The organism is Thermodesulfovibrio sp. TK110, assembly GCF_054658355.1.
On record NZ_BAAHNB010000001.1, the window covers coordinates 307,445 to 321,533 of the forward strand.

At 36.3% G+C, this 14,089-nt stretch carries 14 protein-coding genes; 5 read left to right on the forward strand and 9 right to left on the reverse strand.

The annotated features are described in order from the left end of the window. Nucleotides 1–4: 4 nt before the first annotated feature. The 5 genes from ACYQ3X_RS01660 to ACYQ3X_RS01680 are packed head-to-tail and all read left to right on the forward strand — an operon-like array spanning nucleotide 5 to nucleotide 6,176. Nucleotides 5–3,706, forward strand: a complete 3,702-nt coding sequence (locus ACYQ3X_RS01660) for a pilus assembly protein (RefSeq protein WP_460180105.1) — start codon at nucleotides 5–7, stop codon at nucleotides 3,704–3,706. Beyond that, the gene (locus tag ACYQ3X_RS01665) at nucleotides 3,691–4,152 is read left to right on the forward strand and encodes a pilus assembly FimT family protein (protein ID WP_460180106.1); all 462 of its coding nucleotides are present in this window, start codon (nucleotides 3,691–3,693) and stop codon (nucleotides 4,150–4,152) included. Before ACYQ3X_RS01660 ends, ACYQ3X_RS01665 begins: the two co-directional genes overlap by 16 nt. Before the next feature lie 34 nt (nucleotides 4,153–4,186). Beyond that, entirely contained in the window at nucleotides 4,187–4,786 is a 600-nt protein-coding gene (locus tag ACYQ3X_RS01670) for a type IV pilus modification PilV family protein (protein WP_460180107.1), read from the forward strand. Beyond that, nucleotides 4,783–5,718, forward strand: coding sequence for a type II secretion system protein (locus ACYQ3X_RS01675; protein WP_460180108.1), 936 nt, complete (start codon nucleotides 4,783–4,785; stop codon nucleotides 5,716–5,718). Before ACYQ3X_RS01670 ends, ACYQ3X_RS01675 begins: the two co-directional genes overlap by 4 nt. Next, nucleotides 5,673–6,176, forward strand: a complete 504-nt coding sequence (locus tag ACYQ3X_RS01680) for a hypothetical protein (RefSeq protein WP_460180109.1) — start codon at nucleotides 5,673–5,675, stop codon at nucleotides 6,174–6,176. The genes ACYQ3X_RS01675 and ACYQ3X_RS01680 overlap by 46 nt, the downstream gene beginning before the upstream one ends. A 13-nt stretch (nucleotides 6,177–6,189) precedes the next feature. On the opposite strand, the gene ACYQ3X_RS01685 is transcribed toward ACYQ3X_RS01680, so the two are convergent. From ACYQ3X_RS01685 to ACYQ3X_RS01725, 9 genes are all read right to left on the reverse strand, one after another. Beyond that, nucleotides 6,190–6,660: a ribonuclease toxin HepT-like protein gene (locus tag ACYQ3X_RS01685; protein WP_460180110.1), complete on the reverse strand. Its 471-nt coding sequence runs from the start codon at nucleotides 6,658–6,660 to the stop codon at nucleotides 6,190–6,192. Beyond that, on the reverse strand, nucleotides 6,645–6,986 hold the full coding sequence (locus ACYQ3X_RS01690; protein WP_460180111.1) for a nucleotidyltransferase family protein: 342 nt from the start codon (nucleotides 6,984–6,986) through the stop codon (nucleotides 6,645–6,647). Before ACYQ3X_RS01690 ends, ACYQ3X_RS01685 begins: the two co-directional genes overlap by 16 nt. 76 nt (nucleotides 6,987–7,062) lie before the next feature. Further along, on the reverse strand, nucleotides 7,063–7,695 hold the full coding sequence (locus ACYQ3X_RS01695; RefSeq protein WP_460180112.1) for an AAA family ATPase: 633 nt from the start codon (nucleotides 7,693–7,695) through the stop codon (nucleotides 7,063–7,065). Nucleotides 7,696–7,919: 224 nt separating this feature from the next. Next, nucleotides 7,920–8,219 (reverse strand): hypothetical protein, encoded by a 300-nt coding sequence (locus ACYQ3X_RS01700; protein WP_460180113.1) that lies wholly within the window; start codon nucleotides 8,217–8,219, stop codon nucleotides 7,920–7,922. Between the two features lie 258 nt (nucleotides 8,220–8,477). After that, the gene (locus tag ACYQ3X_RS01705) at nucleotides 8,478–9,674 is read right to left on the reverse strand and encodes an aminotransferase class I/II-fold pyridoxal phosphate-dependent enzyme (protein WP_460181677.1); all 1,197 of its coding nucleotides are present in this window, start codon (nucleotides 9,672–9,674) and stop codon (nucleotides 8,478–8,480) included. Beyond that, nucleotides 9,665–10,627: an NAD-dependent epimerase/dehydratase family protein gene (locus ACYQ3X_RS01710; protein ID WP_460180114.1), complete on the reverse strand. Its 963-nt coding sequence runs from the start codon at nucleotides 10,625–10,627 to the stop codon at nucleotides 9,665–9,667. The genes ACYQ3X_RS01705 and ACYQ3X_RS01710 overlap by 10 nt, the downstream gene beginning before the upstream one ends. Further along, nucleotides 10,624–11,904: an NfeD family protein gene (locus ACYQ3X_RS01715; protein WP_460180115.1), complete on the reverse strand. Its 1,281-nt coding sequence runs from the start codon at nucleotides 11,902–11,904 to the stop codon at nucleotides 10,624–10,626. The genes ACYQ3X_RS01710 and ACYQ3X_RS01715 overlap by 4 nt, the downstream gene beginning before the upstream one ends. Before the next feature lie 6 nt (nucleotides 11,905–11,910). Next, nucleotides 11,911–13,665 carry an aldehyde ferredoxin oxidoreductase C-terminal domain-containing protein gene (locus ACYQ3X_RS01720; RefSeq protein ID WP_460180116.1) on the reverse strand — a complete coding sequence of 585 codons (1,755 nt, stop codon included), beginning with the start codon at nucleotides 13,663–13,665 and terminating at the stop codon, nucleotides 11,911–11,913. Beyond that, a complete protein-coding gene (locus ACYQ3X_RS01725) occupies nucleotides 13,662–14,006 on the reverse strand; it encodes a 4Fe-4S dicluster domain-containing protein (protein ID WP_460180117.1) in 345 nt (114 codons plus the stop codon). The genes ACYQ3X_RS01720 and ACYQ3X_RS01725 overlap by 4 nt, the downstream gene beginning before the upstream one ends. Between the last annotated feature and the right edge of the window lie 83 nt (nucleotides 14,007–14,089).

Below are 14,089 nucleotides of genomic sequence, written 5' to 3' on the forward strand. Positions count from 1 at the left end.
TAATATGAAAAAGCTTTTTTTCTTCGTTTTTTTATTTTTTGTTTGTTTTCTGATTAAGGATAATCCTTCTGTTGAGTCAATTGATATGGCGAATTACTGTTATATGCCTCCATCAATAGGACAGACGTTTCCTCCGAATGTTCTATTTGTGATAGATGTAAGCGGTTCAATGTCATGGTGTGCCTATAATCCAACATCTTCAAAACAAAGTTGCTGTAATAACTCATCAGGTTGTGGGTGGATATATCATGGAGATGAGGAGGGATACTTTATACCTGATAAAGTTTATGAAAGACAGTATATATCAATTCCAAATGGAGGTAATGATTACGTCTGGGTAGAGACTACAGGAACTGCTTCTACATGCCCTAAAACAGCTAATGATATAAATACCTCTAAAAAATATAAGGGTGCGTGTCTTAATTTTATATATATGAGAAGGGTTGCCCTTGTTAGATGGGCATTGACAGGTGGTAAGCTTGCTTCATGCAGTTCCAATGACCCGAAAAGATGCGATCCTGAACTCTATGGACAGCCTTCTGCTAATCTCAGTTGTGACAGCTATGGATGTGTTCTTGAATCAGAAGCAGGGATAAAGGTAAGGGTCCCATGGGCAAGAATATATGATAGTTTAACTTTTCAATTCAGAAATTTGAGTTTACAGCCAAGACTGGGAGCGATGTTTTTCAGCGGAAATGGAGTAAGAAGTAATAAAGTCTATATTGGTGACTTTACTTCAAGTGCTAATTTTGATGCAACTAATCCTTATAAAAATTTAATTGCTGCAATAAATTATGAACCCCCATCAGGTGCAACTCCTACAGCACTTGCACTATGGGATGCTTATAATTATTTTGCTCAGAATCCTCCTCAGTATGGAGGGTTTACTCCTCAGCAAGGATCTGGAGATAAGTGGCGTAATCCGATGTATCAGTGCTCTGATGAAAACAACAATGGAGTATGTGAGGGAAGTGAGTTAAAGCTTGTTTGGTGTGTAAAGAATTTTGTAATACTTCTTACTGATGGACAGTGGAATATGGGTGCATCAGGTGGCACCTGTTCTATAGATAATGGCTATGAATCCGCATCTGCAGACCCTGTTGTGCCAGCATACTGGCTTCATAAAAGGGGATTCACCAATGCACCCACAGGAATTTCTTCTCATGTTGAGGCAATATACGGAATAGGTCTGTGGCTTGGAGGCACAGGAGAAAAATCACTGAAACAAGTTGCCATGTATGGCTCCTTTGACAGAAATAAAACATGGCCTGACAATCTTACTGGATATCCAACTGCCTCCTGCGGACCTATCGATGATTGCTGTTCAGGAGCAAACTGTGGTAAGGGAAGTTCCTGCACTCCTCTTCCTTCTTCCTCATCTGATTGGGATAAAGATGGAGATGGAAAACCTGATACTTTTTATTCTGCTTCTAATGCAACTGAAATAAAGGAAGCAGTGAAGACTGCCATATTTGACATCTTAAGAAGAGCATCTTCTGGTTCTACTGTTGCAACACTTGCTTCAAGAACAGGTATATCAAGCCTTGTTATTCAACCATATTTTTATCCAAAGTATCAAAGAGAAGATGGAACAGAGCTTAGCTGGCTTGGATTCTTGCGAAGTTTCTGGGTTGACCTTAAACAGAATTTAAGAGAAGATACCATAGTCAATAAAGTTCTTGATATGGCACAGAATGCTTGGGATAAGATTATTCAGTTTGTAAGAACAGAGGATGAAACAAAAATAGCAGTTCTTGCTGGAGATACTGACAGTGGAAGCAATGCATGTCAGCTTGAAACTATAAAAGATTTGAATCAGGTGAAACCAGTCTTTGATAGTGGCTGCTGGCTTGCTCAAAATTCAGCATCAGCAAGAAATATAAAGTTCAACAAAGATGGAACACTAACAGATTTTACCACTAATGAAGCATCATATTTTGCAAGTATCTGGCAGACAGTTGATTCCACCATTGATTCAACAAAGGCAAGCTGCATTATAAGATACTTAAGAGGTGAAAATTTATCATCAGATTCAACGTGCAATACTCTTACCTATGTTCAGAGGACAAGAGAACTAAATATAAATTCTTTTTGCAATACAAACCTGACAGCAACATGGAAGCTTGGAGATATAATAAATTCAACACCTTCTGTTGTTTCTGATCAGCCAGTAAACATTTATCATATAAAATATGGTGATACTTCATATGTTGCATTTATTAGAGGTGATGACTATAAAAATAGGCCAACGATTGCATTTGTTGGAGCAAATGATGGAATGCTTCATGCATTCAGAGTTGGAACAGTGGTAAATCAAGCAGATCCATTTCATCCATCAAAGCTTCAGAATGCACCGAATGATGCAGGCAATAACTTGATTGGAAGGGAAGAATGGGCATTTATCCCGAAGAATGCTATTCCTTATTTAATCTGGTGTGGTAAATCTGATTACTGCCATGTTCCTACTGTTGATTACAGAACTTTTGTCGTGGATGCAAAGATTAATGGAACATGGAAAACTCTTCTTATTGGAGCAATGGGATTTGGAGGAAAAGCCTTAGGTAGTTACTCCTCAAGTATTTTTGTTATTGACATAACAGATCCTATAAATCCCTCTCTTTTATGGGAAAAGAGTCTTCCTGATCAAACCCTTACTCTTTCTTTTCCTGCTGTGCTGAAAGCTGATGATTGGTATGTGATAATTGGCTCTGGTCCAAAAGATCCTCAGGGAACAAGCTTTTCCACTGCAAAGATATACTTTTTTAGACTCGCGGATGGATACCTCACAAAAACTTTAACAGTAGGAGTAACAGCTGCAGTTGGAGATATTATGCCAGTTGATTTTGATAATGATTATTTTGATGATGTGATTTACTTTGGAACATATACAACAAACTCTGGAGATTTTTACAGGATTTATTTAAAAGGCAAGTCTGTATCTGCTTTGTCAGATAATGATATTAAGAAAGCTGTTTCAGTTTCAAGACCTGTATTTGCTGCGCCAAACTTTACTGTTGATGAATTGGGCAAACTTTGGGTATTTTTTGGAACTGGAAGATATCTTGGAGACTCTGACAAAACAATTTCATATACAAACTACTTTGTAGGATTTAAGGATGAATGCATGGTAAGTGGCTGTAATTATGTATTGGGAAGTTCAGGAACGACAAACACAACAACTACTCAAGTTTATGCAACAGTAACAGAGGTAAAAAAGATTTGCTCCTGTGATTCTTCAGGATGTAGCCAGGTTGATGTTGTTTATGATACAACACCCGTGAGCACACAAGTTGAGCCTCAGCATGGCTGGTATTATGAACTTAATCAAGAGGCAGTGATATCTCAGCCTACTGTGTTTGGTGGAAATGTTGATGTGCTTGTTTTTGCTCCGCCGCAGGATATTTGTGCTTATGGAGGAAATACTGAACTGATGGCGCTATACTATAAAACAGGAACTCCAAATCCAAGACCTGCTGTGTTTTCAAGCCTTGCAACAAGTGGAACTCAGGGAACTGTAACTGTTTATGCTAAAATTCCTCTTGGAAGCGGTGCTCCTCCCTTTGGGAATCCATTTCAGATTACTCAGGGAACAAGCTCAAGAGAATATACAAAGTTTGTGCAGGTATCAACAGGAGCTGTGTTAAGATTACAACAACAGGTCTCTCCAGGATATGAAAGCAGGTTTATCTCATGGATAGAAAAGTAGCTGGTTTCAGCCTTTTAGAACTTTTGGTAATTATTGCTATTCTTTCAATCCTTATGTATGCTGGCATTTCTCAATATACAAAATATAAAGCAGACAGGGAACTTACAAGGCAGGCAAATCAGATTGCAGATGATTTAAGCTGGATAAAATCTCAGTCAATTTCTAAGGAACCCCACGGAATAGTAATAACTTTAAACAACTACACTCTGTTTAAAGACCTTGATGGAAGCTGTGGCTTCAGTGCAGGAGATGAGATAATCAGTGTGGTAAATTTTATAAAAGGGATAACACAGCAAAATTCTTCTCAGACAATTGTTTTTGATAGAAAAGGTTATCCCAGAGACAATAACTGTGCACTTGGATTAAGTAGTATTACCTTACTTAACTACTACAATAATCAAAAAATAATAAACATAAGCAGATATGGAAGAATTCAAATTCAATAACAAAGGGTCCCCAAAAAGTCAAGGACTTTTTGGGGTGCCTAAAGGTTTCACGCTCATAGAACTTTTAATTGCAATGCTTATTGTGCTTGTTGTTATGATGGGACTTCTTAAAGGGATTCTTGAATACAACAAGTTTTCTATAAGAGCAAAAATGAAAGACAGAGGAACAGAAATAGCAAGACAGTTTACAGCTTATATTGAAACTCTTCCATATGCAACTGGTGATAGCGGAACACAGTCAATACTTTATGCCAATAATCCTTCCTGGACGAGTGTTCAATGTAGTGCCACATCTTGCAGTTTTTTTGAAACAGAAACCGAGTTTTATAACATAGGTTCTCCAACACTGTCAAATCCTATTGGCAATCTCTCTAATTTAAGGCTTTATCCATCAGCAAATACTCCTCAGGCACAGTGTAGTTGTAGAGGAAACAGTTGTCCTGCCACTCTTCCAGCTTGTACCTATGAAGGATTTTCTGGTAGAAGGATATATGCAGGGGTAAATGTGGCAAAAATAGTTGATGATTATGGAAGAGAAACAGGTAAAGCAGCGTCAGTGATGGTTTGGTATTTTGAGCCTTTTACAAATGAACTTAAAAAAATAACAACTCTGGTAATCAAGGAGAAGAGATGAAAAAGGGTTACTCAGTTGTTGAAATCCTCATCGTTATTGCAATAATGGGAATTCTGGCTGGTGGTATTCTCAGTGCTTATCGTTTTATAGCAAAAGAAAATGTAACAAGGCATCTTATAGCAAAACAGGAGCAGGATGTGGCAGTGCTTATAAATCAACTTTTAAAAGATGTTGAATCTGCTGGATTCGGTGTAGATATAAATACTCTATCTGATACTGATAATAATACAGTCATATCCTCAGGCAGTTTAAAGTTTCCTTCCCTGTCTTCAAGAGAAGAAAAATGGTCAGGATGCTGGGCAGTATTAAACAGTGGCAATCTTACAATACAGAGTAAGAATTTTTTAGGGCAGGACTGTCAATTCCCCAATGCATGGTATGTTGTTATTGATCCTGTGACTAAAAAGAACTTATGCCCGGCAAATCTTAACTATTTGTGTAATGACCTAAGAGGTATGAGTGGTTTAGCTTTTTACGCTACACAAAATGATGATTACAAATATCCTCAATCTTTTATGGTTACCTATACTCTTACACAGACAAACTTACCAAAGGAATGTGCCCAAGGAACATACAATCTTATAAAAACAATTGGAACCCCTGGGCAGCCAGGCTATCAGGCAAATCAGCCAGTTATTTCCTGCGTTTTTCCAAATGGCTTTAAAGTTAGAGCAGGTATACAAAGCGGAGGCTCAGTTATTTATCAGGATTCTCTTTCTTCTTCGGATATTCAGAATCATAATCTTAAGTTATTTCGTATATGCCTTATTCTTCAGGTTGGTGCATCTCAGGATACTCCATCAGTCCAACCACAGTTTAGTTCAGACTGCGGAGGAGGACCAAGCATAGACATTACATGGTGGAACAATACTGGGAGGTGGTATAGATGGAAAGTTGTAGAACAGAATATTCCATTAAGAAACTATCAATGAACAATAAAGGAATGGCTCTTTTTTCTGCAATACTTATAGCTCTTTTTGCATTGCTGGCACTTGCAGGACTTTACTTTGCCCTTACAAAGCTTCTTGGCTCATCTCAAACAATAAAAACCTATGCTTCAGTAAGGGATGCCGCAGCAGGAGGAGTTCATCAAGCTGTAATAATGATACAGTCTGGTTCATTTAATGATTTTGCTTTAGGAGAGTGCACATCCCAGCCAATTGAGATTAAATTTAAGCTTTATGGAAGTGATAAACTTTTTACAAATAAAATCACCGTGTGTCTTAGTGCATACAAAACTCTACCGGGATATGAAATAACAGGGGTAGCATATTCAAAGATGGGCGCAGGATACAAAGGCTTCATTTATACCATAATTTCCGAAGCTGAAGGACCAGAGGCAACTGGTGAGAAAACCCACTCTCGTATTGAGGCAGTTTATGCAAGGTAGTTTTACAATAAATTTACACTTTACGCAGAAAATCCCTGAACCGCTCTATATCCCTGTTGAAATGCTCAAAAGATTCAACTGCCTTCTTAGCAAGCTCAATAATTCTGTGAGGTGAAATCATATAAAGATAAATATGTCTGAATTTATGTCTGTAAGTTCTCAATTCATCAAGGAGCATAAAGGTCTCTTTAGTGATAATTGCGGGTCTTACAGAAGGAATATCTGTAATTGCTCTTCTTAATAGTTTTAAATGATAATCCCTGCCTAAGGGAGCTTCACCATCCACCGCTTTAATTATTCTTTCAATTATAGTTTCGTAGCCTGTATAAATTGAGTGTAAAGAACCTGCCACTGCTTTTATGTGAGAATCAATATTTTCAGGGTCTTTTTCAGTTTTAAGTCTTTCAAGTTTTCTTTTTATGCTTTCAATCTCCTTTCTGATAAATTCTAAATCGGAATTAATATCTACTATAAGCGCTTCCATATGACGCCTTGTTTTTCAATTTTTTCTCTGATTTCAGGTCTTATTTCTTCATCAAGAAATAGCAAATCAAAAGGAATTTCTTTAAAAATTTCTTCAACTTCTCTATAAGCAGTGGATTTTTTATCTTCAGCTATTCCTTTAACTGCAATGTCAACATCAGAGTTTTCATCAAAAAGTTCTGGTTTAAGGACAGAACCAAAGACATAGACCTTCTCAGCACCCAGACTGTAAAGGGTTTTTGCAGCAATATTAAGCCTTTTCACTGCCTTCTGCCTGAATTTTTCCCTTAAAAATCTTCTTCTTTTTTGCAAAACAGTCTCTTTCATAGATAGATATTACCAGAAATCATTTTGTTTTTCAAAATAAATTCATAACTCTGTCACTGCAAGGTAGTTTTTAGAATTAGATTTTGCTCAAAATTTTCAAATAATCCTCTTTTTTCGGTAAAGGTGGTTCAACAGCTTCAAGTTGATTTAGATCAAGTCTTGATACATAGTCTCTCACAACCTCTCTACAGAATTGGGCAATTTTCCTAAAATTCCATCCCTCAAAATGACTTACTATATAGTCAACATCAGAATCATTCAGATGCCTTGCGTAATATTTGAATACAGCTTTAAGTTGTTCAAAAGTGGGCATTTTAAACTCAATTTTTACATCAAAACGGTCTAATACTGCTTTGTCTACCAGACTTAAGTCATTCACAGAACCAATAATCAAAATATCGCCTTTTGTAGTAAGCCCATCCATCTCTGTAAGTAAAATTGATACTAATCTTGCTGTGGTCTCATGTGATTCACCTCTATGCCTGGCAAGAGCATCTAACTCATCTATCATAAGTACCATTTTTCCAGCATTTTTGCACCTATCAAGTATTTCTCTCAGAATATTTTCACTTTCACCATACCATTTAGTAAGAACTGAACTGAAAGGAAGTATTACAACTGGAATTTTTACCTCACTGGTTATTATTTTCATACTCCAAGTTTTACCACATCCTGGAGGACCATAAAATAGAATCCCCTTTGGAAGCAAAGAATAAAAGATGGTAAAACCTTTGAAGCTATTTTTAGATAAAGAGCCTCCCTTTTTAGAGGTTCAATTTATAATTTTGTCCTTCACTTCTTCAAGTCCTGGCATGTCATTCCAGCTAAATTCACTTTCTTTTACTACAATGCATCCATTTTTTTGGAAAAATCTGAATGTTTAAGATACCAATTATTTAGCTCAGGTGTTTCTTTTTTTTCAGTCTGGTATTTTTAATCTTTTTTCTCTTTAACTTCAACTTTGGGATAAATGAGAGATGCTATTTCACTGACAAAGGTTTCAAAATGATCGTCAAAAAATTCAAGGGATGTTTTTATGTTGACAGTGTAATGACCTGTATAGCTATTTTTTAGTTCAATTGACACATCCTCATCAATTATGTATTCAAAGTAAGAATTTTCTTTTTTCTTAGCTCTTGCCAGAAATATATTATCGCCATAAGTTTTTAAAAATATTGGTTCAGAGATTTGGCAGTATTTTTTCTTAAATTTTTCGGCAACTTTTGCAACCAAATCGAATGAAAAACTCTCTAAGGTATAAAATTTAAGCTCCACTTCGTTTTTTGTAAGGTCTATCTCTACTCGTTCTTTTTTATCAAAAATTGAAAATAGGCTTTCTTTAGATTCTTCCTTAGGTCTGTATTGTAGCAGATTCTCAACTAATCTAATTATTCTTTCCTTAAAAGTTATGAAATCAAGCCTTCATCCACTACTTTTGTAAAATCCTTCATCCTTTGCTATCAAACTTTTATCTTTCATTTAAACCTTCAATTAAATCACACCTAAAGCTTTACCTACTTTTTTGAATGCATCAAGAACTCTGTCAAGATGTTCATCTGTATGAGTTGCCATGTAGCTTGTTCTTATAAGTGCTTTTCCTGGTGGAACAGCAGGAGAGACTGCCACATTGGCAAAAATTCCCTCTTGCTGAAGCATCATCACGAATTTAAATGCAAGCTCATCATCTCCTACAATTACAGGAATTATCGGTGTTTCTGCTACTCCAATGTCAAATCCCAGTTCTTTGAATCCTTTTAACATCTTGTTTGTGTTTTTCCAGAGCTGATGTCTTCTTTCTGGTTCAGACTCAATTATATCAATTGCTGCTGAAACTGCAGCTACTGATGCAGGTGGTGGACTTGCACTGAAAATGAATGCTCTTGCAAAATGCTTGATATAGTTTATAACATCTTTATCTCCTGCAATAAAACCACCTATTGATGCAAGAGACTTACTGTATGTTCCCATTATAAGATCCACATCTTTTTCAACTCCAAAGTGCTCAGCAGTTCCACGACCTGTCTGCCCGAGCACTCCTATTCCATGAGCATCATCCACCATAATTCTTGCTCCATATTTTTTGCATAAAGCTAAAACTTCAGGAAGCTTGACTATATCACCTTCCATACTAAAGACTCCATCAACAACCACAAGTTTTGGCTTTCCTTCAGTTTCTTTAAGAACTCTTTCAAGGTCTTCCATATCATTGTGCTTATATCTTTTTACTTCACCAAAGGAGAGACGACATCCATCAACAATACTTGCATGATCCATTTTATCAATTATTACTACATCATCCTTTCCAATTAATGAGGAAATTACTCCAAGATTTACCTGAAATCCTGTTGTAAAGACCAAAGCAGCTTCTTTTCTTGTAAATCTTGCCAGTTTTTCTTCAAGCTCTACATGAATGTCAAGAGTTCCATTCAAAAATCTTGAACCAGCGCATCCTGTTCCATATTTTTTAATTGCATTAATAGCAGCTTCTTTAACTTTTGGATGATTTGTAAGTCCAAGATAGTTGTTTGAGCCAATCATGATCATTTTTTTTCCATTCATTATCACTTCAGGTCCCTGAGCAGACTCAATCATTCTGAAGTAAGGATAAATACCCATTGATTGGATTTTTATCAATTGTTCTCTAAATTTAAAACACTTTTCAAAAGGATCAGTTTTTCTTATATCCATTGATTCATTTTGTACCACTTTGCTGTCCATTCCATCCCTTCCTTTAGCTTAGTTTTTGTTTTGAAGCCGAGCAAAGACTCGGCTTTTTTTGTAGAGCAAACCCAGCATGGCTGGATAAGCTCCTTAAGTTTATCGCTATTTATTATACTTTTTTTGTCAAATTTTTGAAAGACTCTTATGAAAAACATGCCAATTGATTGAGGAATTTTTATTTTAACAGCTCTCTTACCTATTGCCTCTGATATAGCTTCCACTATCTCATGAGTATTGTATGGTTGAGCATCTGCGATGAAAAAAGTCTCTCCAGTTGCTTTATCTACTTTTGTTGCAGTAATTATCCCTCTTACAAGGTCATCTACATATATCATTGAATAGATTCCTTCTGTTAGATATAAAACAATTCCTGTCTTGATCATTTTAAAAAATGTAAGAAAGTCACGGTCTCTTGGACCATAGACAGCAGGAGGTCTTATTATTGTTATGGGAATTTTATCTTTGAAAAATTTAACAGCTTTCTCTCCAAGAAGTTTACTCTTTCCATACTCAGATACAGGAGATGGTTCTGTGTCTTCTGTTACAGGATTACTATTCACGCATGGTCCTGTAGCTGCAAGACTACTTACATGGACAAATCTTTTAAGAGAGGAGTTTCTCTCAGCCACTACCTGAGCAAGATTTTTTGTGCCAATGTAGTTTGACTGAAAAAACTCTTCCGGATGACTTGCCTTTGTTATTCCTGAAAGATTGAAGACATAATCAAACTGCCATTCAATCTTTTTTAAGCTTTCTTTATCTGAAAGATCAGCCTGAATTATCTTTACATCAAGCCCTTTAAGAAAACGAAGTTTTGAAGGATTTCTTACTATGCAGTAAACCTCATAATTTTCTCTTAAAAGAGCCTCTACAAGATGACTTCCTATAAAACCTGTTCCACCTGTAACAAGAGCTTTCAAGAGGCTTTCCTCACTTTTAAAGTAAGTCCCTGAACTTCTTCAACTATGACTTCTTCATCCTTTTTTATTTCTTCAAGAGACCGAGCCTGCCAGAGTTCTCCATGAACCATAACCAGTCCTCTGTGGCTGTTAATATCAGTTTTTGCCACTCCCCTTAGCCCGATAAGCTCTTCAACTCCTGTAACAGGCTTTCTTTTATGAGCTTTGTAAGCAAGCCTGAGAAGCACACCAAAAAACAACGCTGTTACCAATGTTACAGGAATAATAACTGAAAGAGATAGCTTGAATAAAGGATTTGCAGTATCAAAAAGCATTATTGAACCAAGTATAAAACATATTACTCCGCCAAGTGTTAGCAATCCATGGGAGGCTATTTTAAGCTCAAGAATAAATAAAATTACACCAAGAAGAATTAATCCTGCAGCAGCATAGTTTATGGGAAGTGTTTGAAGACTGTAAAAGGCAAGGATTAAAGAAATTGCACCAATTACACCTGGTAGAATGCTTCCTGGATTGCTTAGTTCAAATATGATTCCATATATGCCGATCATTAAAAGAATATAAGCAATGTTTGGATCACTTATGAAATTAAGAAGCCTTTCTCTGAAGTTCATCTCCATTCTATTTACTCTTGCTGATTTTGTATTTAAGACTACTTCTCCACGAGCTGTTTTTACTTTCATTCCGTTTATATCTTTAATAAGACTGTCAAGATCATCGGCAATTAAATCAATGACTTTAAGTTTTAATGCCTCTGTTTCAGTGGATGAGATACTTTTTCTTACAGCCTGTTCAGCCCATTCAATGTTTCTTCCTCTCTGTTTTGCAATTGATTTAATGTAGGCAACAGCATCATTCGTTATTTTTTCTGCCATTGTTTTATCCATTTTTTCACCTATTGCAACAGGATGGGCAGCACCTATGTTTGTTCCTGGAGCCATTGCAGCAATGTGAGAAGCCAGAGTTATAAATGCACCTGCACTCGCTGCACGGGCTCCTTTTGGTGAAACATACACTACAATGGGTATTTGAGAGTTAAGCATTTCTTTAACTATGCTTCTCATTGATGTGTCAAGACCTCCTGGTGTGTCAAGCTGAATTATGACTGCCTCTGCATTTTTTTCATGAGCCATTTTAATTCCCTTTATCGCATATTCTGCATGAGGTGGATTTATAACTCCATTTACTGTAAGAACAATTATCTGTTTTGCATGGGCTGAGTTGCAAAATAAAAGCATTATTAAAGAAAAAATGAAGTATTTGATTTTATCTCTCATGAAAAATTATAACAAACTTTTGATATTTTCTTTTAGTAACGCAATTGCTTTGTCTACAAAATCTTTATTTATCAATCCTAAGCTTGAGGGAGTTTCAAAAACTCTTTTTGGCAGTGTTAAATTTTCCATATCAAAGCCTGCTTTGACTTTAAAGCGATATTTATTTGCATAAATTTCACTGCCTGTTTTTAAAAGCTCTTCTTCATTGAAATTAAATCCAGCAAGTTTTAGACATTTAATGACAATCTCTGGAGTATAAATCTCTCTTCCAAAAAAACATATTACAAGGCTTGAAAGAATCTGTCTCCACTGTTCTTCATTGAGAATTTTTTTAACTAATTGTTCTGGAGACAGTGGTTTTGTCATTGCCTCTTTGTCAATGGCATATCCAGCAGAATCAAGATGACTGTGTCTTGCTCCAAAGAGATATCCAAGATGAGCTCCAGCTCCTGTGTGATAACCTGGCATTTCGTTTTTCCCATATGTTAAAGCAAAATCCTTTCCACCGTATTTTGAAGAGGCATAATCAATTCCTCTGGCAACATCTCTGTAAAATTCTGTTTCACTATAAACAATTTTTCTTACCAGTTCAACATAAACGTCCACTTTACCCCATTCCGGAGTAATCCCTTCGGTTTGGTTTTGATTTATGATTCCCTTTTTAAAAGCCTCTGTGATCCATGCAAGAACAACACCTGTTGATATGGCATCAATTCCCATATCTTCCACAACCTCTATTAGTTTTAAAACATCTTCAGGCTCTGTAATCCCTAACATTGAGCCAAGAGCATATATAAGCTCATAATCATAGGAAAGGTAAACAGTTCTGTAAAAATAAGGCTCATCCTCATAGGCTTTTCTTAATGCAGCAAGATGAATACAGGCAACAGGACAGTGAGCACAGGCAACTCTTCTTGCAAGATGTTTCTGAGCAAAGTTTTCACCTGAGATGTTTTCAATGCCTTTTAATTCATTTTCTAATAAATTTTTTATGGGAATTCCCTTTGAAAAGCTTAGGGGCAGGACATTGGCAGGTGTACCAAGTTCATGATATTTTTTCATTTTTTCAGATTCTGAAAGTTGATTTAAAAGTTCAGAATAAAGATTTCTGTATTCTTTAAAATCTGTAACTGTAAGGTCTTTTTTCCCTGAAATAAGCACGGCTTTAAGATTTTTACTTCCAAATACTGCTCCAAGCCCAAGTCTTCCAAAATGTCTGTAAGTTTCAAGAGTTACACAGGCAAAACTTATGAGGCGTTCGCCTGCAGGTCCAATTCTCATTATAGTTCTTAATCCAGCACCACCTTCACGGTTTCTGATTATTCTTCCTGCTGATTCTTCTAATCCCCAGAGTGTGGTTGCATCTCTGAAAAATAGTTTATCGCCATGAATTGCTATATAGCAGGGTCTTTCACTTTTCCCTTTTATAACAATTGCACCATATCCTGCCATTCTAATGGCAATTGCACTTCTACCTCCTGCATGAGACTCACCAAGATTTCCCGTATGAGGTGATTTAAACATTGCAACAGTTTTAGATGCTATAGGGAAAAGTCCATTTAAAGGTCCTACTGCAAAAATAATTGGATTATCAGGAGAAAATGCGTCAAGATCATGGGCATAGTTTTCTTCAAGAAGTTTTACTGCAACTCCTGCACCACCAATATATTTTGAAAAAAGTTCAGGTCTTTCCTCAATCCAGAATTTTTTCTTTGTAAGGTCAATGTATAAAACTCTTTTTAAACTGTCTTCCTTAATCATTTTCTTACAAACTCCATAACTTTGTATGGACAGCTTTTGGCACAAGCTCCACATTGGATGCATATAACAGGTTTGTTTTTTCTATTATTCCATCCTATTGCGTCAAGTATGCAGGCTTTTACACAGTATCCACATCCTGTGCATTTTTCTTCTTTAAGTAAAACACCCCCACCTTTTCTTACAATCAATGCATCTTCAGGACATGCTCTTGCACATTGAGGGTCTTCACAGCCACGACATACCCAGACTGAAAATCCTCTTGATATACCGCCTTGGGACCGCACCTTTATGCAGGAGGATTCAAGCCCTGAAGCTTGATGTGCCTGAGCACAGGTAAACATACAGATTAGGCACCCAACACATTTATCACTATCTTTTACGAAAACAGGCATAATGAAATTATAACATGTTATAATTTCAAACT

Coding starts and splice junctions, on each gene's coding strand:
- ACYQ3X_RS01660 (WP_460180105.1), top strand. CDS start 5: ATGAAAAAGCTTTTTTTCTTCGTTTTTTTATTTTTTGTTTGTTTTCTG.
- ACYQ3X_RS01665 (WP_460180106.1), top strand. CDS start 3,691: ATGGATAGAAAAGTAGCTGGTTTCAGCCTTTTAGAACTTTTGGTAATT.
- ACYQ3X_RS01675 (WP_460180108.1), top strand. CDS start 4,783: ATGAAAAAGGGTTACTCAGTTGTTGAAATCCTCATCGTTATTGCAATA.
- ACYQ3X_RS01680 (WP_460180109.1), top strand. CDS start 5,673: ATGGAAAGTTGTAGAACAGAATATTCCATTAAGAAACTATCAATGAAC.
- ACYQ3X_RS01685 (WP_460180110.1), bottom strand. CDS start 6,660: ATGGAAGCGCTTATAGTAGATATTAATTCCGATTTAGAATTTATCAGA.
- ACYQ3X_RS01690 (WP_460180111.1), bottom strand. CDS start 6,986: ATGAAAGAGACTGTTTTGCAAAAAAGAAGAAGATTTTTAAGGGAAAAA.
- ACYQ3X_RS01705 (WP_460181677.1), bottom strand. CDS start 9,674: ATGGATATAAGAAAAACTGATCCTTTTGAAAAGTGTTTTAAATTTAGA.
- ACYQ3X_RS01715 (WP_460180115.1), bottom strand. CDS start 11,904: ATGAGAGATAAAATCAAATACTTCATTTTTTCTTTAATAATGCTTTTA.
- ACYQ3X_RS01720 (WP_460180116.1), bottom strand. CDS start 13,665: ATGATTAAGGAAGACAGTTTAAAAAGAGTTTTATACATTGACCTTACA.
- ACYQ3X_RS01725 (WP_460180117.1), bottom strand. CDS start 14,006: ATGTTTACCTGTGCTCAGGCACATCAAGCTTCAGGGCTTGAATCCTCC.